25 protein-coding genes and 4 pseudogenes are annotated in these 19652 nt (G+C 38.4%); 27 read left to right on the top strand and 2 right to left on the bottom strand.

Annotation, left to right across the window (positions count from 1 at the left end):
* Position 1 precedes the first annotated feature (1 nt).
* The 3 genes and pseudogenes from F3I09_RS12600 (at position 2) to F3I09_RS12590 (ending at position 2116) form a co-directional block, all read left to right on the top strand.
* Positions 2–463, top strand: a complete 462-nt coding sequence (locus F3I09_RS12600; protein ID WP_149695386.1) for a hypothetical protein — start codon at positions 2–4, stop codon at positions 461–463.
* A gap of 397 nt (positions 464–860) precedes the next feature.
* Positions 861–1850, top strand: a pseudogene (locus F3I09_RS12595) (RHS repeat-associated core domain-containing protein); the annotation flags it as partial.
* A gap of 2 nt (positions 1851–1852) precedes the next feature.
* On the top strand, positions 1853–2116 hold the full coding sequence (locus tag F3I09_RS12590; protein WP_149695384.1) for a hypothetical protein: 264 nt from the start codon (positions 1853–1855) through the stop codon (positions 2114–2116).
* 40 nt (positions 2117–2156) lie between these two features.
* On the opposite strand, the pseudogene F3I09_RS34745 reads toward F3I09_RS12590, so the two are convergent.
* Positions 2157–2462 (bottom strand): annotated as a pseudogene (locus F3I09_RS34745) (helix-turn-helix domain-containing protein); the annotation flags it as partial.
* A 135-nt stretch (positions 2463–2597) separates the two neighbouring features.
* On the opposite strand from F3I09_RS34745, the pseudogene F3I09_RS12580 reads away from it, so the two are divergent.
* The 10 genes and pseudogenes from F3I09_RS12580 to F3I09_RS12535 all read left to right on the top strand — a co-directional run.
* Positions 2598–3401, top strand: a pseudogene (locus F3I09_RS12580) (RHS repeat-associated core domain-containing protein); the annotation flags it as partial.
* Positions 3402–3499: 98 nt separating this feature from the next.
* Positions 3500–3769 (top strand): hypothetical protein, encoded by a 270-nt coding sequence (locus tag F3I09_RS12575; RefSeq protein WP_149695382.1) that lies wholly within the window; start codon positions 3500–3502, stop codon positions 3767–3769.
* A gap of 395 nt (positions 3770–4164) precedes the next feature.
* The gene (locus tag F3I09_RS12570) at positions 4165–4545 is read left to right on the top strand and encodes a hypothetical protein (RefSeq protein ID WP_149695381.1); all 381 of its coding nucleotides are present in this window, start codon (positions 4165–4167) and stop codon (positions 4543–4545) included.
* Between the two features lie 266 nt (positions 4546–4811).
* Positions 4812–5750 (top strand): RHS repeat domain-containing protein, encoded by a 939-nt coding sequence (locus F3I09_RS12565; protein ID WP_149695380.1) that lies wholly within the window; start codon positions 4812–4814, stop codon positions 5748–5750.
* A 90-nt stretch (positions 5751–5840) separates the two neighbouring features.
* Positions 5841–6230: a hypothetical protein gene (locus tag F3I09_RS12560; RefSeq protein WP_149695379.1), complete on the top strand. Its 390-nt coding sequence runs from the start codon at positions 5841–5843 to the stop codon at positions 6228–6230.
* A 234-nt stretch (positions 6231–6464) separates the two neighbouring features.
* Positions 6465–7430: pseudogene (locus tag F3I09_RS12555) on the top strand (hypothetical protein); the annotation flags it as partial.
* Between the two features lie 93 nt (positions 7431–7523).
* Complete coding sequence (locus tag F3I09_RS12550) at positions 7524–8084, top strand: hypothetical protein (protein WP_149695377.1); 561 nt, start codon at positions 7524–7526, stop codon at positions 8082–8084.
* Positions 8085–8250: 166 nt separating this feature from the next.
* Positions 8251–8781, top strand: a complete 531-nt coding sequence (locus F3I09_RS12545) for an RHS repeat-associated core domain-containing protein (protein ID WP_188133787.1) — start codon at positions 8251–8253, stop codon at positions 8779–8781.
* 94 nt (positions 8782–8875) lie between these two features.
* Positions 8876–9361, top strand: a complete 486-nt coding sequence (locus F3I09_RS12540; protein ID WP_149695375.1) for a hypothetical protein — start codon at positions 8876–8878, stop codon at positions 9359–9361.
* A gap of 78 nt (positions 9362–9439) precedes the next feature.
* The gene (locus F3I09_RS12535; RefSeq protein ID WP_149695374.1) at positions 9440–10171 is read left to right on the top strand and encodes an SUMF1/EgtB/PvdO family nonheme iron enzyme; all 732 of its coding nucleotides are present in this window, start codon (positions 9440–9442) and stop codon (positions 10169–10171) included.
* Between the two features lie 584 nt (positions 10172–10755).
* On the opposite strand, the gene F3I09_RS12525 is transcribed toward F3I09_RS12535, so the two are convergent.
* A complete protein-coding gene (locus tag F3I09_RS12525) occupies positions 10756–11097 on the bottom strand; it encodes a helix-turn-helix domain-containing protein (RefSeq protein ID WP_149695373.1) in 342 nt (113 codons plus the stop codon).
* 139 nt (positions 11098–11236) lie between these two features.
* On the opposite strand from F3I09_RS12525, the gene F3I09_RS12520 reads away from it, so the two are divergent.
* The 14 genes from F3I09_RS12520 to F3I09_RS12455 all read left to right on the top strand — a co-directional run bounded on the left by F3I09_RS12520 (position 11237) and on the right by F3I09_RS12455 (position 19629).
* Positions 11237–11455, top strand: a complete 219-nt coding sequence (locus F3I09_RS12520) for a SymE family type I addiction module toxin (RefSeq protein ID WP_149695372.1) — start codon at positions 11237–11239, stop codon at positions 11453–11455.
* Between the two features lie 435 nt (positions 11456–11890).
* Positions 11891–12250, top strand: a complete 360-nt coding sequence (locus F3I09_RS12515; protein ID WP_149695371.1) for a hypothetical protein — start codon at positions 11891–11893, stop codon at positions 12248–12250.
* A 136-nt stretch (positions 12251–12386) separates the two neighbouring features.
* Positions 12387–12740 (top strand): hypothetical protein, encoded by a 354-nt coding sequence (locus F3I09_RS12510; protein WP_149695370.1) that lies wholly within the window; start codon positions 12387–12389, stop codon positions 12738–12740.
* 12 nt (positions 12741–12752) lie between these two features.
* Complete coding sequence (locus tag F3I09_RS12505) at positions 12753–13178, top strand: DUF433 domain-containing protein (protein WP_149695369.1); 426 nt, start codon at positions 12753–12755, stop codon at positions 13176–13178.
* A 74-nt stretch (positions 13179–13252) separates the two neighbouring features.
* Positions 13253–13549 carry a hypothetical protein gene (locus tag F3I09_RS12500; protein ID WP_149695368.1) on the top strand — a complete coding sequence of 99 codons (297 nt, stop codon included), beginning with the start codon at positions 13253–13255 and terminating at the stop codon, positions 13547–13549.
* A 130-nt stretch (positions 13550–13679) separates the two neighbouring features.
* The gene (locus F3I09_RS12495) at positions 13680–14009 is read left to right on the top strand and encodes a hypothetical protein (RefSeq protein WP_149695367.1); all 330 of its coding nucleotides are present in this window, start codon (positions 13680–13682) and stop codon (positions 14007–14009) included.
* A gap of 456 nt (positions 14010–14465) precedes the next feature.
* Entirely contained in the window at positions 14466–14792 is a 327-nt protein-coding gene (locus F3I09_RS12490) for a hypothetical protein (protein ID WP_149695366.1), read from the top strand.
* A 31-nt stretch (positions 14793–14823) separates the two neighbouring features.
* Positions 14824–15282 (top strand): hypothetical protein, encoded by a 459-nt coding sequence (locus F3I09_RS12485; RefSeq protein WP_149695365.1) that lies wholly within the window; start codon positions 14824–14826, stop codon positions 15280–15282.
* 177 nt (positions 15283–15459) lie between these two features.
* The gene (locus tag F3I09_RS12480) at positions 15460–16671 is read left to right on the top strand and encodes a WG repeat-containing protein (RefSeq protein WP_149695364.1); all 1212 of its coding nucleotides are present in this window, start codon (positions 15460–15462) and stop codon (positions 16669–16671) included.
* Positions 16672–16847: 176 nt separating this feature from the next.
* A complete protein-coding gene (locus F3I09_RS12475) occupies positions 16848–17246 on the top strand; it encodes a hypothetical protein (RefSeq protein WP_149695363.1) in 399 nt (132 codons plus the stop codon).
* A 57-nt stretch (positions 17247–17303) separates the two neighbouring features.
* Complete coding sequence (locus tag F3I09_RS12470; RefSeq protein ID WP_149695362.1) at positions 17304–17744, top strand: hypothetical protein; 441 nt, start codon at positions 17304–17306, stop codon at positions 17742–17744.
* 16 nt (positions 17745–17760) lie between these two features.
* Complete coding sequence (locus F3I09_RS12465) at positions 17761–18165, top strand: hypothetical protein (RefSeq protein ID WP_149695361.1); 405 nt, start codon at positions 17761–17763, stop codon at positions 18163–18165.
* Positions 18166–18361: 196 nt separating this feature from the next.
* On the top strand, positions 18362–19096 hold the full coding sequence (locus tag F3I09_RS12460; protein ID WP_149695360.1) for a hypothetical protein: 735 nt from the start codon (positions 18362–18364) through the stop codon (positions 19094–19096).
* Positions 19097–19368: 272 nt separating this feature from the next.
* A complete protein-coding gene (locus F3I09_RS12455) occupies positions 19369–19629 on the top strand; it encodes a hypothetical protein (RefSeq protein ID WP_188133786.1) in 261 nt (86 codons plus the stop codon).
* Positions 19630–19652: the final 23 nt, after the last annotated feature.

Genomic DNA, 19652 nt, shown 5'->3' with positions numbered 1-19652 from the left:
AATGAAAATAGAAGATAATAAATGGGTGATTTCTTCTGAAACTGCGATGGAAAGTTTGAGTAAGACAAAACTTAATTTTTTAACATATAGTGATCTGACATATCTAAATTCACTATATAGTGCACTTCAGACAGTCAATAATGAATACCATCGTAAACAAATACCTAATTGGTATTTGTTTACGACTGGCCAGCAAGAATTGGGAGTCAGTGATTTTAAAAGTTTTTTCTTTGATGGAATTGATGATACAGAACAAGTATTTCTGTTTTCTGACGAAGGGCATGACAATGGTTGTTTTTTTATTTTTGATGCAAATGACTTAATTAGTTTTAGTTACTGGTACGAACAACGCTTTAATATGAATTTTTTTCAGTTTAGTGACTATATTTTAATCGTTCCTAGATTGGACATAATTAAATTTAATGATGACGAAGGTGGTATCAATGAGTTTATTATATTGTAGAATTTATTGGTGGCACGATAGATGAAGAGAATAACCAGGCATGGAATATATGAGTAAAAACATGATAATTGTGCCGAGCTTTTTATTTGAATCTCGCCCGTAGTTTGAGGGAGCTGCAGAGTAACGGGGAGTTGAAAAGAGCTACCAGTATTAAGCTGAATAATGTCAGATCACCAGCGTTCAGAAGACGGTGAGAGGTCTGATAGCCAGTCTTGCGTGTACGACACAATGAAAGATTTATGAAGAAAATATAAACAGTGTATACCTGATAGCGGTGGAAGAGAGCACAGAATAGGCGAAAAAACATATCTTAGGCGCAGTTCTTTGATTAGAAAAGTGTGCAAGGCAGTAGCAAGGGTGACGGGGGTATAATGCGGAGGGCTATCGTTATGGGTTTAATGGGAAGGAGAATGATAATGAGGTGAAGGGTGAGGGGAATCAGCAGGATTATGGATTGAGGGTGTATGATCTGAGGTTGGGGAGGTTTTTGAGTGTGGATCCATTGACGCCTAAGTATCCGGAATTGACACCTTACCAGTTTTCAGGTAATACTCCTATACAGGCGACAGATTTGGATGGTGCGGAAACTTTTATACAAAGACAAGGAAATGCAAACAGAGATTACGCTAGAATTAACACTGCGAAGGCGGAGCAAATTCGTATAAAGAGTGAAAGCTGGAGATATCGAGAACCTGAAATAGCAATTCCCGATATATATGGTAACGGGCATATTGGGCCTGCGTCCATAGTGAGGCAGAATGTAGCCGCTATTAAGAATGAGCATGACGACGCTGTTGCAGCGGCTATTAGCGGAGGACCTTTTGGAGCTGCAGGATATTTATGGGGAGGTGATCAGTCAGCGTTGAAATGGAGCACGGCAGATGGAGTTATGGTGTCGTTTGGTGGCATTCCTGCAGACGGGGCTAGTGTTTTTCCCCAAATGGTAAAAGGACAGTCGGCAACCAATATTGCCTATACTGAAACTGGAGCAAGTGCGGGCAAACAAATAAATGCAATTCAGTTCGGTAGCTATAGACAGGCAGAACGAGCAAAATTGAATTACAAGATTGAAGGAAATATGATTGGCGGAGAGATTGTTTATCCAGACGGCAAAATAAATGATTTTTTAGCTTATCGGAACGTTTTTTCAGATGGGAAAACATTAGAATTAACTACATTTATTTTATATCCAAGAGGAGTTCCAGGAAATGAACTTAAGAACGAATTTGGCCGTGAGGCGATGCTTGAAACTCTTGAGCTGTTTATGCAAGATGCTAAAGAACACAAATTTGATAATTTTCGTATACAATTCGAAAGAGCGAAGCGTAGTTCTTCAGCTAAACCTGGAAAAGTTGTAGATGTAACCATTGACTTAAATAAAAAATGATGATGAATACAGCTAAGTTTGAGGATATTTTTGAGACTATTTACGACGGAAATCCGAACAGTCTTGAATTGGCATTGTTGAAAATTAAAGAAAACGGTGCAACTCAAATGCAATCAACGTTAGTTTTAATTAAAAAATTGAAGTTGTCTATCAAAGATGCTGACGATTTGGTAGTTCATTCTAATGTATGGAAAGAGAACATAGATAATGTGATAAAAGTGAGAAATGAGTTTGGGGATGTTTTGGAGGATATTGGCGGAGAATAAAGGGACTTAAATAAAAATGCCCGGTGAGCACCGGGCATTTTTATTTAAGTATTGCTTGAAGTTTAGATTTGGCAAGGAAAGCATCCAACAGAGAATAAGCACACTCTTTATCCTTATCAGGGAGTTCATTAATCTCATTGAGCCGCTTCATTATCTTAGGGTCTTTAAGAATGTTAGTATCATTAGCTTCCCCTAATAAGAATCCCACAGTAGTAGCCAGGGCGTCGGCCAACTTCCTAACCACATCAATGGAAGGCCGCATCTCATCCCGCTCATAACGTCCGATGACAGTATGGGCAGACCCTAGCTTTTTAGCAAGTTCCTGTTGTGAGACCCCTTTAGCTTCTCTCCACTGCTTTTCAGCTGAAAGAACAGATGAAAGAAAAAACTATATCTTAGGGCCAGTTCTTTGAGTAAAAAAGTGTGCAAGGCAGGTTGCCAGTTGGAGGAATAGTGCGCAGGCGGTTATCGTTATGGCTTTAATGGGAAGGAGAATGATAATGAGGTGAAGGGCGAGGGGAATCAGCAGGATTATGGGATGCGGGTGTATGATCCGAGGTTAGGGAGGTTCTTGAGTGTGGATCCGATAACTGCTGAGTATCCAGAATTGACACCGTACCAGTTTGCTGGAAATAAAGTTATTACGTCTGTTGATTTGGACGGGTTGGAAAATTATGATTATAGGGGAGCAAAGGTCAATAGACTAAGTTATACGAGTCGAAAATGGTATCAAGATCCGGTGGGTATTTTTGGATCAAACTCAATTAGGAGTGCCTGGAATCAGCTTGTAGGCATGACAGAAACAGATGTCAACTTTTTAAGTGATCCCAAGGGAACTACTGACCGTTTCAAGAAGCATGTTGTATCGTCTGTTTTCAAAGGCTTGATATGGCTAAGTGCGACAACAGATGAAGAAAGGGCTGATTTTGTGAAGAAAAAACTAATAGATGTCAAGACTTATGAAGATATAACTGGTACTTTAATATTAGGTAATTTAGCTTCAAAAGCTACGCTTCCATCTATAAAGCTTAGTGCGGATCTTCCTCCAGGAATGCAGCTCAAGGGATTCTCTTTTCCGAGAAGGCTGATGAAAGCAGCTTCAGAGTTTAAACTTGTACATTTAGAAGAGACTATTTTAAAGTCGGAGGGGTATAAAGCGATACAAAAGCTTTCTGATAGCGAACTTATACAGAGCGTTACGAGTCCCAAAAACGGTGATGTCATTACAATTAATTCAAGAACAGGTAATGTGGTTGATGGAAATACTAGGATTTATAAATTATAACGTAGGGGATTAAATGATATTAAGGTGCCTTATGAAGAATACAGGCCGGACGATTCAATGTTCTCTGAATTAAAAGAACCACCCAAAAAACAATAAATATGTTTGAAAAAAGATTTTTGGCTTATGTTTTATATATAACCCTTGTGGAAATACGAGAACAAGCATACGAAAAAGGAGATAATCGTTTGTATTGGTTGTCTGACATATTACACACTGTGCCGTTGAGTTTACTTGATGATGAATCTTCAAAAGCTGCATATGAGACACTTATAAAAGCAGTTGAGAAATTGGAGATAGAAGGCTGGTTTAAGCAAAGGAGTGAGGAATTTTATAAAAGATATCCTGAATATTTATCTGAAGACAAGTAAGAATAATTACTGTATAACAATAAGGGCTGACCGGTAGGTCAGCCCTTATTGTTATACAGTTTATGGTGCATAGGCTTTACGAGTTTGGCATTTACTAGAGGAGCAGAGAATTTTGTTACAGTCCAGCAGTTATATGAGGAAATGTTAGCAGCAGGGTCTCAACACGGGACAAAAATCAGATTAATGTCTTGTTATGCCGGGAAGCTGAATATTGGAACTGCGGCTCAATTGAGTAAATTGGTAAGGGCTCCCGTTGCAGCGCCAAGCGGAAGTCTTTGGATATGGAGGTTAGGTGACCCTGATGCAGCCATTAATTTCGGTAAGCAGTTTCAGATATTTAGTAATGACGTCCATGAAGTTGGTAAAATGTTATTATTTAAACGATAATTTAGTTTATGATAAAATTTGTTGGGATAATAAAAGATCATGAAAATTTCAGATTGAAAATTGGGCGCTATATTAAAGATCTAGCAGCTCCGACTGAAAAAGAGGATTATCTTGATAATGTTGTTTTTTATTTGGAACACGGTGTTAGAGTATTTGCGTTTTTGGAGGAGGTTTTTGATGGGAACACATTTATTGCACCACTTGTGTTTTATACAGACGGGAAATGGATATGGCCAAGTTATTTGCCTTTTTATTTGAAGCGAGGATATTGGTCATTATTACCAGAGGAGTTTATAAACGATGTTTTTAAGGCTAAATTTATTGTTCCTGAGGTTGGGAGAGAAAAGCTTAAAGAAGCTCGACAATTCTTTACGGAAGTTTATAAATAAAGGGCCTGTTTTCAAAAGCGTTAGTCGTGGTAATTTGATATTGTCACTTTTATAATGGTTTTTGATAGAAACTATCTAAAAAAGATATGTGAATAAATATACGGCTGGTGCTAATAATCCGCCAGCTGTTTTAGCTATATGAGGTCAAAAGTTCTTTGAGATAATTAGTCATTTTGATGATTATGGGGAAGTTCGATGATGCAGAAGAGATTTGCTATTTCGCTTTGTGAGGCTAGTTGAACTGCAGAGCTGTAGAAATCTTGGTTATGGACGGTTATCGTTATGGGTTTAATGGAAAGGAGAATGATAATGAGGTGAAGGGTGAGGGGAATCAACAGGATTATGGGATGCGGGTGTATGATCCGAGGTTAGGGAAGTTCTTGTCAGTTGACCCATTAACAAAGGAGTATCCCGAGTTAACGCCATATCAATTTTCAGGCAATACGCCAATACAGGCGACAGATTTGGATGGTGCAGAAACTTTTATACAACGGCAAGGCAATGCAACAAGACGGTATGCCGAAATTAAAATAGCCAAGGCAGAACAAATTCGAATACAAAGCGAAAAATGGAAATATCCGGAACCTCATATACTTCTGGCGGATATATATGGTAATGGGCATATGGGGCCGGAATCTATAGTAAGGCAGAATGTAGCCGCCATTAAGAATGAACATGACGACGCTGTTGGAGCGGCCATCGCTGCAGGCCCTTTTGGAGCTGTAGGATACTCAATTTGGGGCGATAAGGGAGCTTTTATTGGTAGTGGGATAGATGGGGGCGCGATGTCAGTTGCAGGTATTCCTGAAGAAAAGTCGAGACTTTTTCCTAAACCTACAGACACTAGGCCTACACCATTTATTCCTAAGACAGAGGCACCTACGGACTTAACTTCGTCCGGTCTACCACGAGTTTACAGGGTAGAGGGGGGAATTGCTCCTAATGCATCTCACTTTAGAATTCTGGAGAGCAGAGATGGCACAATTTCGATAAAGGGGAACGATTTTTTACATGTAAATATTGATGATGGGGCCCATGCGGTTTATTTTTATAACAAGAGAGGTGGGCAGAAGCAGGGGCGAAGATTGTCTCTTTTGAAATACCATGGGGTTTATCGATTGATATTCGTACTAATGCAGTGCGTCAGCGATGGGGGAGTCTTTTTCCAGGTCGTCCTCAAGTTGATGATCCTAAGCAATCATTAAGTGCCTTCGGTCTGCCCAAACCATACATTGATAAAATAAGGCAACAGGCGATTAAAGGGAGTTACAAAACTTATAAACCGAACAAATAACATGACAGTAGAAGAAAGAATTGAATTAGGCTACTTACCTGGAGGGATAAAATTTCAGGGGCAAGTTGAATTTTATTTTATGCCATTTATTTTTTGGATTTTAGATAATCTAAAATATGATCCTGTTGTAATACCGGGAGAAGTTTTCAGAGGCAATATATTGATTGTAAATGATGGAAATATTCCAGATTTTCTTAATGCAATAGACGAGTATAAAATAAGTTATGCTTTTTTACATGAGAATAAATTAAAAGACATTAAATTTTACATTGATTTTGATAGTAAGCTTTTTGTGAGTTCTTATCTCGTCGAGGTAGAAGATTATTTACCAGATGATTCTTGGAAGGGGGTGTTTGACTTTCCGGATAAGCATGTTGCAAAATTTACATAACAAATGTATTTATACTTAATGTGTTGAGCAGAACTAGAAATCTTTCCGAAAAAAAGTTATGGTACTTTTATGTTAAAATCATGTCTAAGCAACTGGACGATTTCTCCAGCTGTTTGTTTTAATGGAATGGTGGTCAAAAGTAAGAGCCATATATTAAGCCTAGCCCTGATTATAAAAGTGCTCAGTATACGGGTGGCTGAGAAGCTGTTCTAGCAGGGTTATCGCTATGGGTTTAATGGGAAGGAGAATGATAACGAGGTGAAGGGAGAGGGGAACCAGCAGGATTATGGATTTAGAATCTATGATCCGAGAATTGGGAAGTTCCTTTCAGTAGATCCTTTGACGGCGAAGTATGCGTACTATACGCCATCTCAATTTTCGGGGAATAAGCCCATATACGCAGTAGACGTTGATGGAAGGGAAGATGATCCATATAGCATTGGAAAAGCTGTGTCTGACAACAGAGCTTGGGAGGCAAAGGTAAGACAACAGGATCCCGAGCACGCAGAAGAGAGGATATATGAGGCTAATAAAAATGCCTTTCTATTTGTTGGAAGCTCTATGGCAGCTGGTAATTCAGGGCTTTTTACTTTTTTTCTTGATGGGGTTCTGTTGCATGGCGTCTATAAAACAACAAGTGGAATTATTAAGCAAGATCAGGCATCTATTAATGATGGGATGCATAGTGTGATGTTTGTTGCTTTAAATGAAATTGGAGGTATTATACTAGGTAAGGCAACAAGCGGTATCATACGGGTGAGTAAGAGTATATTTCCGTCCGGAACTGCATCGAAGTTCCCAGTAAAGAATTTTGACTTTTCAAAAGCTAATTTTGCGGAATTTTTAGATGATGCAATTAGAACTACAGACCAGCCGTTGACCGTAATCGCTGATTTAGGAGAAGGTAGAATTTTTCATCATTTTACAGATGAGGCAGCAGTCGCAGGTATAACAGGTGTAGGTGTGGAACAGTTAGGCGCTCTTAAGGCGGGTGAGAGTTTAATAGTTTCCGAATTAAAGTTTGGAACAGGGAGTACGAACTTTTGGCAAGAACTGGGAGCGCTGGAGAAATATTCGTTACGGACTTGGAGATTCCCCTTACGGAAGGCCAGCTGGGGAGGATTGGTGTGTTTAAGTCTACGGGAAAGCAACAATATTCAATCAGTTTTTCGGAAGTTGGTGCATTTGAACAGGGAGTAAGAGTTAGGGGCAATAAACCTGAAAGAGGCATTTATTTAATTCCTGCGAACACAAAATTAAAAGGAGTATATAAAATCACGAAGAATTACTAATATGGAAAGAAGCGAGATAGTTAAGAAATTAGAAAGTGACAATATTGACGAGATTATTTCGGCTATTGATTTTATAGTGGATGAATTGTTGTGTCTTAGCTCCAGGTCTTTAATGATATTAAGAAAAAATAGCGAATTCAGACCATTTATAGCGGAGAGATTTTATAGAATAATTCATGAATATAAAGGCAGACTGGAGCGAGGATATCTAGAACACGGTGAAGAAGATAGCGATTTACGCTTCTGGTTAAGTTCACTATTAGTGATATACGATAAAAACGAAGATTTTATTCTTGATATTTATAAGCATGTGGCCAATAACGAAGATGATAAAGACCTGTTGGGATTGAACATACTAATCGAAAAAAAAGTTGCTAATGTTGAAACGATTATAATTGAGAAATTGAGGAGAATTGTTTTTAATATTAAAAATTTTGATAGAATAGCTTTTTATTTAGAGAAGTTGAAGACTTTAAGTGTAGACCTTCCTGACGATGTCAGTGAGAAAATGAACCTCTATAATCGGCACATTGACTTTAAGTGGCAGAGGTTGTCCTATTGAGGATCCATTCTTTGATATTCGTATACATTGGAAAGTGAAGGAATCCGTCACTAATTTGAAACGAGTTCTTTTTGTGTAATGAATGCGAATGTTTTAGATTTCAATAGAAATGGAGATTTGATATGTTTGCCGATCGAGCGTTTATATACCCCTTTCGAAATTACTTTTGAAAGGTATAAATGATAACTATGGAGGCGGCTATCGCTATGGATTTAATGGGAAGGAGAATGATAATGAGGTGAAGGGAGAGGGGAATCAGATTGCATTTGAAGCTAGAGCATATGATAGTAGAATAGGGAAATTTTTGTCGATAGATCCATTGGCAAGCAAGTATCCAGATTTTAGTGCTTATGCTTTTGCAGCAGACAATCCAATCAGATATGTGGATGTATTAGATATGGGCCCAGGAGATCCACCATCTGGGCGCAAAGGATGGAAAGAATTAGTATATACAGCTGTTCTGGATTTTCCGTTTTACACAGATACTGGTAAGGAGAATTGGAAGGCACTAAAGGCTGCAGTAATGCCTCCAACTTTAGCAACGATGAATGGAGGGCTTCTTCATTTAAGTTATGGACTTTATAGCAGGTCGGCTGAAGACATTGGGTTAGATGCGCAGTATAAAGGAAGATACGACGCTGTTACTTTTGTAGTTGGATCAGCCCCTATTGTGCCAAGTGGTGGAGGTGGTCCATGAATTTCATCAAGTTTGGCATTAGCTTCTAATGGTTTGTCAGTGGTAGCAAAAAGTAGTATGAACTTATTTACCACTGCTCTTCGAACAAGTCTTTTTGTTATTGTCAAGTTCAGGTGCGGATGAGAAAGACAGTAAGTCAAGTCTTGATGCATGGTATAAGGTACCTGCTGAACATTCCGTTGATGGAAAGGAATTTTGGGGAGGATGGGCGTCGTTTAAGGATGGCAATTTTTCGAGTGCATTGTATATATTCGATACAAAAACAAATCAATACCTTACTAAACCCCAGACGCCAACAGGTCGCGAGATATTTGGAATATTATATAACGAAATAGTTGGTGCTGGCGGAAAGATTGAAGCTATTATTGGTAATTGGAACCAGGGAACGAATTTGGAGAGACTCAATAAGTTATTGCGCGACAAGGTTCCGTTTGATGAAGCTGCATTACAGACATTTACTGGAGGACAGGCACAACAAAGAGGTTTTACAAAGGTAAAACGTATAGGAGGTACCTTGAATCCAGATGGTGTAACATGGCAATCAGTGAATATAGAGTTTACCCGTCCATCAGGTAATTAGAATCGATCAATGGATTTGGGTTGTTTAATGGATATTGAATTGAATACAGTGGATTGGAGATAATAAAGAAATATAAATATGATCTCATTTGAACTAGAAGGGGGTGAAAAACTTTCATTTGTTTGGTGCCCTCCTGGATCCTATAAACAGATTACTAAAGGTACATCATTGTCCCATAAAACAGGAAAAGATCTCGTTGAGGTGATTTTTAATAAGGGTTTTTGGATGTCAAATACATCCGTAACTAATGGTCAATGGACGGCTGTTATGGGGAAAAGCTATTTTGAGGTTGGCACCTTTTCTAGGAATACACCAGTATACGGCGTTAATTTTTGGATGGTTATGTCCTTTATAGATAAGTTAAACGGTCTTCATCTAAAGAGTGAGGATTTACAGGAAGAAGTATTGTTTTCATTGCCCAATTACTTACAAATGAGATATGGCAGCTTTTCAAGAACTAATGACAATGATCCTTTGTTTTGGGAGGAGGAAAACGCTAAGTTCTCAGATTTTTGTTGGTTCAATGAAAATAGCAATAATTTAATTCATGATGTTGGATTGAAGAAGCCCTCGCCTTGGGGCTTATACGATATGTTTGGCAATATTCTTGAAATGTCAGTCGATGTAGCAGCATACCAGTCACAATCTATCATTGTGGATCCTATTAGCATATTTTCCGAGGACGAAACATTGTTTGCTGTTGGAGGAGAGTATAATAGTCAGTTCGACAGATGTATTTCTAATATGAATACATATCTTGAGTATCAGAATGAATATCGTGAACCTTATGGCTTTAGGTTGGTGTTTTAGGAAAGATGTCTGCTAGCAGCTGTGTCTACATTGTTTTATTTAAGTGTAATAGATCCAATTAACTGTAGCGGAGGGAAACAAAAATCACAGATTGAATAAATGAATAAACCCGGTCAATTAACCGGGTTTATTCATTTTAATATTGCCTGTAGTTTAAATTTAGCGAGAAATGTTAAGCGCAGAATACCCTTGGAATAGTACTTATGCATATGCAGAAAATAGCTCTATTAAGTTTATAGATTGTATATTCCGGACAAAGTGAACCACTTACAAAGCACATCAATAGCGTTATCAAAGTTAATTTGATCAAGGAGAAGATCGGTATTGCCCACCAGGTAATCCAGAGAAACTTCCAAAGCAGCTGCAATCCTGCGCCGCCATCTCAATAGACGGTTTAACCTCATCCCGTTCAGATCTTCCGATTACAGCCCCGTGTACCCCCACTTTTTTAGCCATCTCCTCCTAGGATAGTTTTTTGTCTTTCCTCACCTCAGTAAGCCTTTTGCCGAAAGTAATCTGCTTCATATCTGTAGTAAAAAACGGTTAAGCTGGTGTTTTAGCAAATTTATGAAACATAAATAGCGTTATTTATGATAAGCATGCCTTGCTTTAGCGTCTCTGAGAAACATATCCAGGAGTTTAAAGGCATCTGCCTTATCCTGATCATTTAATTTTTGAATATCCATTATCCTATCCAGGATAGTCTGATCAAGGAGAAGATCAGTATTACCCACTAGGTAATCCAGAGAAACCTCCAGAGCAGTTGCAATCTGCGCGGCCATCTCAATAGACGGTTTTACTTCATCCCTTTCATATCTTCCAATTACTGCCCCATGTACGCCTACCTTTTTAGCCATCTCCTCCTGGGATAGTTTTTTGTCTTTTCTCACTTCAGTAAGCCTTTTGCCGAAAGTAATTTGCTTCATATCTGTTTTAAAAACAACGGTTAAGCTGCTGTTTTGGCAAATCTATGAAACATAAATAGCGTAATCAAACTATAAAAGTCTTGTTAGATTAAGACGTATGTGTTATGTTTGCAACATATTTGTTGTGAAAAACTTTTTTATGAAAACTGTAAACAAAGCATTACGTCGCGGTAAAATGCATGGACAGTACCGGGCATTAAGTAATCATTGGAACAGGGGCCGTAATGTGCCCTGGTTGAATGTAAGTGGTCTGTGGTTGGAAGATGCAGGCTTTAATGTAGGCGATCCCATAGAGATCATCGTGAGCAAAGAAAAACTGATCGTCAAAAAGGCCTATTGTGGCGTGGCTATTAAGTAGGAGCTAACGTTATCGCAGGCGCCTGTCCTATTACGTTAAAACCGGATAAGCACCTGCGATTACATTGTCCGATCCATAATTGCGGGCACCCAGCTAGTGGATAAGGAGGAAAACTGCAGCAAGAACTTGCGTTTGCGTTATGTTTGCTACATATTTGTTGTTGAAAGTTTTTGTAAAAAACTGTGTGTAAAGTAATATGTAGCGCTAAACAACAACAACAGTATCTGCCACTTATCTGGAGAATTCTGAATGCATGAAATAAATAAATTATATATTACTGTCGGTTCTTTGGGGTAAAATGCTTATTGCAGTATATGGAGGTGAGAATGTGTAGTTATGAGGTTAATAGGAAGAATATAGGGACTTTAATTTCAGATAAAAGTTGGCGATTGGGTCCTCCTAATTCAGTGGACGGTTCAGTATAAAATAAAGTAAATGAGCGCAATTCAATTGGAAAAAAATTTAAGTGGCTATGCTAATGTAAAGGTGAACGATTTCTCTATTGATATAGATAAAATTGAATGTGGTGTTATTTTCCTTTACTGTACCTGGAGCCCTGCAATTATTCAATTACATAGCTTATTAACTTCTTTACAGAATTATCAGCAAATAGTGTTGTTGGGTTTTGACATAGACGAAGAAGAAGCATTACAATTTTTTGGCAAGCAGGGGTTGCATTCAGACGGATGGGGAGAAACATACTGGGTGAGGAAAGGGGAGGTAGTTTCTTTCTTAAAAAAGTATGGTCCACAAAGCATGGAACAACTAATCAGCAATAATAAGATGCTGCTGTAATTAGTGTTTGATGGAATACAAGATTTATGATAATGGTTGAAGCAAAGAGCTGCACACCTATTCCGTCAGCAGTGTTACTTAAAGTAATTGAACTTAATAAGGAAAAATATCCCGAGTCATTTAAAAAGGGCATTCTATGAATAATGAGGAATTTGTAACTGCAATTAGGACGGCAGTAGAGCTGTCTACTATTAATAGTTTAATAAAGGAATTTGAGGAAAGCAAAATTCCCAGTGAAAAGTTTAAAAAAATGTCAGCATTCTATAATACTTTGAATGAGCAAGGAAAAGACATGATTAAACACATTATGATAGAGGCTGTTCAGAGTACTGTTTTTGGTTTTTTCTGTGTTATAGATGGAGTTAGGGCCATAGAAAAAGGCCCTGAAAAAGGGCGTTTGGAATTATGGTATAAGAAGGAGTCAAGTAGTGAAAGCCATGTACTGAATAACCCTGACTCTGATTTTTTACATGATATTTATAATACGTAATGTTACGGTTATATGAAGTACATTGAACGAAACAGACTAAGAGGATTTGGCCAACCAGTAATTGTGGGCCGACGATTAACTGTGTTTAGTGTGATATCCTATGTTAGCGATCCGGAAATAAGAATTAATGACTTTCTTAGGGATTTTGATATGACTAGCGAAGAGTTACATGCAGCTGTATTGTACTGTAAGAATAGGGAGTGTCGACATATGAGTAATCCTTCAGATCAATATTGTGACGGCTGTATTTTGCGAAGTATGGGTGCAGGTTGGAAGTCCTTAAAAGACGATTATGATGAAGTAGACGGAATTTCATATTCTAAAGATAGTAAGTCTATGTTTTTGGGAACATTAGATGAATTAGAAGAAAGTGAAATTGGCGTGATAGGGTGGTTACTTGCGGAGAATGCGGAGGAGCGGTTGACTAATAATGGCTGAAAACGGACGATGACAGTTTTCATCGATCATTTGCGTCAAAAATATATACCTCGTAAGGAAAAAAAGTAGAACAAATGAAATATTTAATATTGACAGCCGATTATACTTCTTTTTTGCGGGATGAGTTTGATGAGGATTTTGAATATTTAAACTTAAACTTGTCTCCTGACTTAATTGAAAGGTTAGAAGAATGGCACGACGATTATTTACCGATAATACAGCTGAATAGTGATGATAGATTAAAGATCAGTAATGAAATTATTAAATTGGATGAACGAGGCATTGGCCTTGCAAAAGAAATTAAGCTTCAGGTAGAAGAGGTGAAAGTAAAATACTTCAGTGAGGGTTTATTGAAATACATTGAGTGCTGAATTTTTATACCATACATGAAATAGCCCAGTGGAATACTGGATCCTGTTATTTAACTGTTGCTTATAATTTAGATTGGTCAGAAATGCATTCAACATTCAATCGATTAATTAAAGGTTTTTAAGATAATGCATGGACAGTAAACCACGTAAAATAGAAGAAGAATTCACAATAAAGCAAAAGGCGATATGCGAATACTATGGAGTTTCATATTTCGCATCTCCTTTTGATAAATTGATTGGTGTTGCAATTGAGACCTTTAAGGATAATAGTTTGATGCCTATAAATGGCTTAAGGCATCCCATAGAGTCAGATCAATCAGCTAACTGGTATATTTGGGCAGGAGAAGAGTTTTCTGAGGCAGTTGATTTTTTTAAGCCCATACATATTAGTCATTTATTGGAGTTGTGTCCTTTGGTATGCACTTTTAGTCGTAGATATTTATACGGGCATTGTTCTTAATACCGATCTTCAGTATTTTTTAGGTGATGGGGAGGATGTTTATTTTATATTTGATGATTTGCAATCAGTGAGGGACTTTATCAGTCAATTGAGCCAGAAATCTAAGGTATATGAATACCACATTTATGATAGCGATTATACTCTTATTGATTCTTTCTAATTGGTCCGGTGGGGCGAACGCTAGTGTCAAACATTGGCAGGGTATCAGCGGTATTCCTATATTAGAATAACGAACCTTGACGATAAATAAGATGGAATCAAAACAGTTGTTGTTAGAGCAATATTTATCTATATACAACAGCAGAATAAACAAATTATATCCTTATCTAAAATGCCAATAGTTCAAAAATGAAAGCCAACCTTAAGCACTTCATGCTCGTTAAATGTATCTTATTCACTTTTACATCTTTTCTTATGTACGTCGATGTAAAGGCATGTGATTGCATAATTTATCCTGTGAGCTACGAAGTGAAAAAATCTGAGGATGTAATTATTGCAAAGGTAATTGAAACAGTTGTAGATAGCAGTCAGTTATATCCAGAGAATAAGGAAGTTGTGTTAGAAGTAACAAGAGTTTTCAAGGGTAAGATTAAAGTAAAGGAGCGATTCACCTTCATAACAGATGGCAACTGTGATCCCCGCTTTATTAAAAACGAAGAGTATCTGTTGTTTTGTTTTCGACAGGGAGAAAGTTATCATACTTACCACTGTTCTTATTCTGATAAGAGTTCAACCTCTTCCGCGGTAATAAAAAAAATCGAGAAGGAATTGAGACGGCAATAATAGGTTAAAGAAAGAGGTAAATATATCAATCATGAAGAAAAGATTTTTAATCGCTTGGAGTTTGTCAATAGGATTATTCTCATGCAGCCAGGGAGATGTAACTAAGAAAGATACAGACTCCAGTCAGCCTAAAGTAGAAAAGAGGAGAGATAGAACAGAAAAAGCTGAAGGCGCTAAAGAACTTGCTCAGTTTACAAATGATGATTGCAGCCAGTTGTTGAATCGTCTTTTTCAAAGTAGTTCGTTTGAATCCGCATTTAGGAAAAATGAACTTATTGCCTCCGTTGAGAGTGTAAAGGATAGTATTGTTTCGATAAAAATAGAGAGTAAGGAAAGTGACGGCTTGGCGGCAGGTTGGATAGATTTAGATTTAAGACAAAAGAAAATGGTGGATATCACAGATGATCCCGAAGTGCCGGTTATTTTAAAGTATAATAAAAGCATGCTTGATTCTTTACTTACGGGTTGCACTTTTAGTGAAACAGAATAGAAACTGGCCTTTAATTGCGCAAGCATACGCCATCTCTATTCGAAGCTGAAACCAGCTTTGAACAATGGTGAAATTGATATTTTTGTGATTATTTGCTAATAATAATTGACTCTTTCAAACTAATGGAACATTATTTGAAATACCAACAAGTAAATAAGTTCCGAATAAATCTAACCTATGAGGCAAGCCTTTTACTTACTACTTACTCTTCTTACCCTTCAAAGCTTTGCACAATCCCGTAAATATCCTTACTACAATGGCCACAAATGGGGCCTTGTTAACGATAGCAATCAGGTAGTGGTTCAGCCGAAGTATGATTCGGAGTTCTGGATCTTTAGAGAAAAGATCGCCATCGTGCAGCAAGGTGGCTTATACGGTTCAATAGGAGTTGACGGTACAACGATAATCCCCTGTCGTTATGATTCCATTTCTATTATCAAAGGTTTCACCGTAGTCGCCCGCTTGAAGGGTAAGTATCGTTTGGTAGATGTAAGTACTGGCAAGGAGCTTTCTGAAGTTGGATTTGATAAATGGAAAGAGAGCAAGCATGATAAGCCGGCTATATTGCCAGTAAATATTGATGCTAAATGGTATTTCATGAATATGGTTACCGGCCAGCTGGTTAATAAGCAAGGTTATGATGAGATCGGATTTGTTTCCACTGGTTATTATGAGGGCGTGGTGCAGCAAGGCGGTAAGTATGGTGTAATGAATCTTACCACCGGCGCCCTGATTGCGCCCATACAGTATGACCACCTGGTATACAAAAGCCAGGGGGCTTTTGACGCCATTGAAGGAGACAAAATTCTTTCCTACACTGCTGATGGCAAGTCAAGGCCGGGTAATGCAACGACATTAATGCAGACTGAATCAGTGTCGTCCGCTGCTATGTCCTTCGATGCACCCAAGCCTGACGATTCCTATGTTGGTTATATGAGCTTGTATGTATATAAAGGCAAAGAGAAAGACTGGAAGGTGACTTATGAAAAAAGAGTTTATGCTAATTCATCGGTAACACCTACCAGGGAGTTTCAATTGATTGGGTATACCAATGTTGAAATGTTTTATTACGATGAAACCAAGCAACCGAAAGCGCTGCTGAAGGTGGTGCAAAACGGTAAAACTGGCTTGATAACACCCGAAGGGAATGTTATACTGCCTTGTATCTATGATGGTATTCGAGATGAAGGCGGCTTTTATGTTCCCCAGATAGATGGCAAAGAAGGATTAATAAAACCTGACTCGAAAGTGCTGAGCGAGCCTGTTCTTAAACGTGTATATTCTGCTAACTACGACGCGGAAGCCTACTTTATAGAAATGCCGGATGGAAAAAAAGGCTATATGGATATGCATAACGGTAAGATATATATTCCAGGAGTGAGTAGATAAAAGTGCGCCGGAATGTAAAGCCTCAGCAGAATGTTGTTCAATAAGTAATTAGGAGTCTCCATATGAAAATTTGAAAGTTACTGAAGATTAAAAATTGGAGATTATCAGAAATGGGTTGGAGCAGAATACTCCGGACGTTAGAATAGCCCTTACCTAATATCACAAGAGAAAAGACCATGAGAAAATATTCACTAAAATGCCATAACGGTTCAAATTATTTCGATTCAGTTATATCTATGGTCGCTAGCCATGGAAGGGTTGAATTGACATTTGATGCAGAAAGTATTCATATCGTAGTTGAAGATTATTATCCATTTTTGGCTTTGACTCAGTTAAGACTGCAACTTGAACCAATGGGTATAAAGATTTTGTGCAACGGATCCAGGTTAGATGTTTATCCATCAAGTGCTGTAATAATCGGATTCAAGGCTTATCGACTTGAAAAAGGAATGATAGGCTCTAAAGATAATCTATGTTATATATTCGATCCAACTGAGGATTTGAGTAAGATCGCCACAGTTGCAGAGCAATGGGATTATTGGATTAAATGGCGTCAAGACGTTTTTTATCATTAATTGGGGAAATCTTTACCTCGTTATAGAACTGGCCAAATCGGCCTAAATTATGTAAGCTTGTATCCTTGGAATTTTGATAAAGTCATCTGTCGGAAGAATAAAATAGTTAAGACATTAAATTTAATTATTACAAAGGTAGAAAATTCGTACTTGTCTTTTACCAGTAACCACGGGGAAGGCCAAGGCATTAGACATATATCGCAACAGTTTGAAGAAGGTAGATGCTATGGTGTTGAATTTGATTTTTTGCCATACCTTAATGCGAATGAGAATACAAAAATTGGTACGACAAAAGAAGCTGGTTTTTATTGTGAAGGTGACGGTAATCTTATAGTTGCATTAGTCGAACATATAGATGAGGATGATGAAGTTTGTTTACGAATAGCTCCAGATTGTATGATTATGGCTTATAGGAATGATGATGTCATTCAAACAGGAGACAGGGTGGAAATTAGAATGTCTAAGGACGAATTTATTGTTACATTGATTGGGGTGTGAAAAATTGCGTAATACAATGCAGAATTTAATTATCAAAGATTACATTTCCCAGAAGGACTTATTATTAGCATTATCTACCTTCTGGGAAAAGGAGAATTTATCTGTCGGATACCTGGATACATCAATTATCCAAAATGAGGATGTGCTTTTAGAAGCATCACCACTGGCAGGCGATGTATGTATTAACCTTTGCATTTATGCTGAACTTACATTTGATATCGACGAACTCTCAGTGTTTATATGTGATTCTTTTTATACTTCGGTATTGATAAGTGATAATGATATCAATCCCTATTCCTGGATTTTAATTACTAAAAATGGTAGACAAGGCATTGTTTATCAGGTTCCACTGGAAACAGGACTCTTTAAATTATTGCTTGACGATAATTCCGGTCATCTTACAGTCAAACCATTCAACTGATAAGGCTGCGGCATAAACCATGCGAAATAATAACTACATGCTTTCTCCAACACAAAAGAAAAAATGATAAAGAAAATTCTCACCATAGCAAAATGCTACCCGCAATTATCCACATTTTCCTCCCATACCTGTGGATAATCTACGCCCTCATTACCAGTAGATTACGTTAAATTTAACCATCTCAAAATAATCTCTGATGGCAAAACAAAACTCACTTTTCCCTTTTACCCGTAAACTGGGTAATGTCATAGGTTACCAGCGCAATGGCAACTACTTTCTGCGCAAGATGCCTGAAATCGTCCGGCAAAACGCTGCTACTCGCAGCGCAGCCCAGCGCTTCGGTATAGCCAGTAAAAAAGGTGCCCTGATCCGTCACACTTTCTACCGCGACCTGGATATCCGTTGCGACGACGGCCATATCAATCGCCTGAATAAAGCATTCATCGCAGCGGGCGACAACACCGGGATAACCGGTTTCCGGTTCAACCAACACGCCGGTATAGACCGTTTCTTTTCTGTAGCTCCTAAGCTTTTCAGAAATGAGGCACTGCATATCCCGAAGCAAGCCCTGGCCCAACACAAAGGCATCACAGCCCTGGAAGTAAAAGTGATCGCCACGCGTATTGACTTCCGGTCACAGCTGGTCACCGGTACTGGAACGGTTATGCTGACAATAGATCCGCATAAGCCTTTCGAAGGCGCAGACCTTGCACTGGACATTCCCGGCGAGGGGACACTTGTAGTCACTCTGCAGGTAAGAGCCATGCACAACGATCAGCCATCTTCCAACCGGCAGTATCTGGCAGCCGATATTATCGCCGTGGCAATGCCACAGATACCAGATAACAGGCCGGCCTACCCACAGCCAACGGCAACCACGCTGAACCTTACACCTGCACACACGTACCGGACGCTCATCCAACGGGAGTAAACGCCCCTGCCTTCAGCGATTATTTTGATGAGTAAAACATCCATTGAATGTAACAACCCACCCCCATACCTTTGAACAGCTGCAGTATCGTCCTGCAACAGTCCTGCCATTGCCTGATCTCATCTTCACACCTCTTCTTGCTAAGTTTTGCTGTAATTACATACCCGGGGATCAACACCAGATCATCTCCACGTCTCCTTCATGGATACTTCATGTATATAGCATAGTTTAGACTATTGCAACGTAGGTACCTACTATATACCTTTGTAACCATGCAGACTATTAAAAGTATCATGAGTAAATATTTCAATGAGATCTCTATAGAAGAACTGATTGATTGTTTCGAAAGAGTGAAGGACAACGGAGATGTTGGATTCATTAAGTTTGACGGCGCGCGAATGACTAACCACTATACCGTTTGTATCACTACCCCGACATTACAATGGGATATGATCAGAGCGGATGAATCAACATTAAAAGTAGCTTTAATCAAAGTATTAGCTAAATACGTTGAGGTTAAGGCAACCGCCTGAAATATAACTATCTAAACAAATAC

The organism is Chitinophaga sp. CF418 (genome assembly GCF_900142925.1).
Lineage (GTDB): Bacteria > Bacteroidota > Bacteroidia > Chitinophagales > Chitinophagaceae > Chitinophaga.
The sequence above is the reverse complement of the archived record's forward strand: the minus strand, read 5'-3'. Positions and strand labels throughout refer to the sequence as shown.

Excerpts from the sequence above, each read along its gene's own strand:
- F3I09_RS12600 (WP_149695386.1), top strand. The coding sequence starts at position 2 with ATGAAAATAGAAGATAATAAATGGGTGATTTCTTCTGAAACTGCGATG.
- F3I09_RS12590 (WP_149695384.1), top strand. The coding sequence starts at position 1,853 with ATGAATACAGCTAAGTTTGAGGATATTTTTGAGACTATTTACGACGGA.
- F3I09_RS12575 (WP_149695382.1), top strand. The coding sequence starts at position 3,500 with ATGTTTGAAAAAAGATTTTTGGCTTATGTTTTATATATAACCCTTGTG.
- F3I09_RS12570 (WP_149695381.1), top strand. The coding sequence starts at position 4,165 with ATGATAAAATTTGTTGGGATAATAAAAGATCATGAAAATTTCAGATTG.
- F3I09_RS12565 (WP_149695380.1), top strand. The coding sequence starts at position 4,812 with ATGGACGGTTATCGTTATGGGTTTAATGGAAAGGAGAATGATAATGAG.
- F3I09_RS12560 (WP_149695379.1), top strand. The coding sequence starts at position 5,841 with ATGACAGTAGAAGAAAGAATTGAATTAGGCTACTTACCTGGAGGGATA.
- F3I09_RS12550 (WP_149695377.1), top strand. The coding sequence starts at position 7,524 with ATGGAAAGAAGCGAGATAGTTAAGAAATTAGAAAGTGACAATATTGAC.
- F3I09_RS12535 (WP_149695374.1), top strand. The coding sequence starts at position 9,440 with ATGATCTCATTTGAACTAGAAGGGGGTGAAAAACTTTCATTTGTTTGG.
- F3I09_RS12525 (WP_149695373.1), bottom strand. The coding sequence starts at position 11,097 with ATGAAGCAAATTACTTTCGGCAAAAGGCTTACTGAAGTGAGAAAAGAC.
- F3I09_RS12520 (WP_149695372.1), top strand. The coding sequence starts at position 11,237 with ATGAAAACTGTAAACAAAGCATTACGTCGCGGTAAAATGCATGGACAG.
- F3I09_RS12515 (WP_149695371.1), top strand. The coding sequence starts at position 11,891 with ATGAGCGCAATTCAATTGGAAAAAAATTTAAGTGGCTATGCTAATGTA.
- F3I09_RS12510 (WP_149695370.1), top strand. The coding sequence starts at position 12,387 with ATGAATAATGAGGAATTTGTAACTGCAATTAGGACGGCAGTAGAGCTG.
- F3I09_RS12505 (WP_149695369.1), top strand. The coding sequence starts at position 12,753 with ATGAAGTACATTGAACGAAACAGACTAAGAGGATTTGGCCAACCAGTA.
- F3I09_RS12500 (WP_149695368.1), top strand. The coding sequence starts at position 13,253 with ATGAAATATTTAATATTGACAGCCGATTATACTTCTTTTTTGCGGGAT.
- F3I09_RS12495 (WP_149695367.1), top strand. The coding sequence starts at position 13,680 with ATGGACAGTAAACCACGTAAAATAGAAGAAGAATTCACAATAAAGCAA.
- F3I09_RS12485 (WP_149695365.1), top strand. The coding sequence starts at position 14,824 with ATGAAGAAAAGATTTTTAATCGCTTGGAGTTTGTCAATAGGATTATTC.
- F3I09_RS12480 (WP_149695364.1), top strand. The coding sequence starts at position 15,460 with ATGAGGCAAGCCTTTTACTTACTACTTACTCTTCTTACCCTTCAAAGC.
- F3I09_RS12475 (WP_149695363.1), top strand. The coding sequence starts at position 16,848 with ATGAGAAAATATTCACTAAAATGCCATAACGGTTCAAATTATTTCGAT.
- F3I09_RS12465 (WP_149695361.1), top strand. The coding sequence starts at position 17,761 with ATGCAGAATTTAATTATCAAAGATTACATTTCCCAGAAGGACTTATTA.
- F3I09_RS12460 (WP_149695360.1), top strand. The coding sequence starts at position 18,362 with ATGGCAAAACAAAACTCACTTTTCCCTTTTACCCGTAAACTGGGTAAT.
- F3I09_RS12455 (WP_188133786.1), top strand. The coding sequence starts at position 19,369 with ATGCAGACTATTAAAAGTATCATGAGTAAATATTTCAATGAGATCTCT.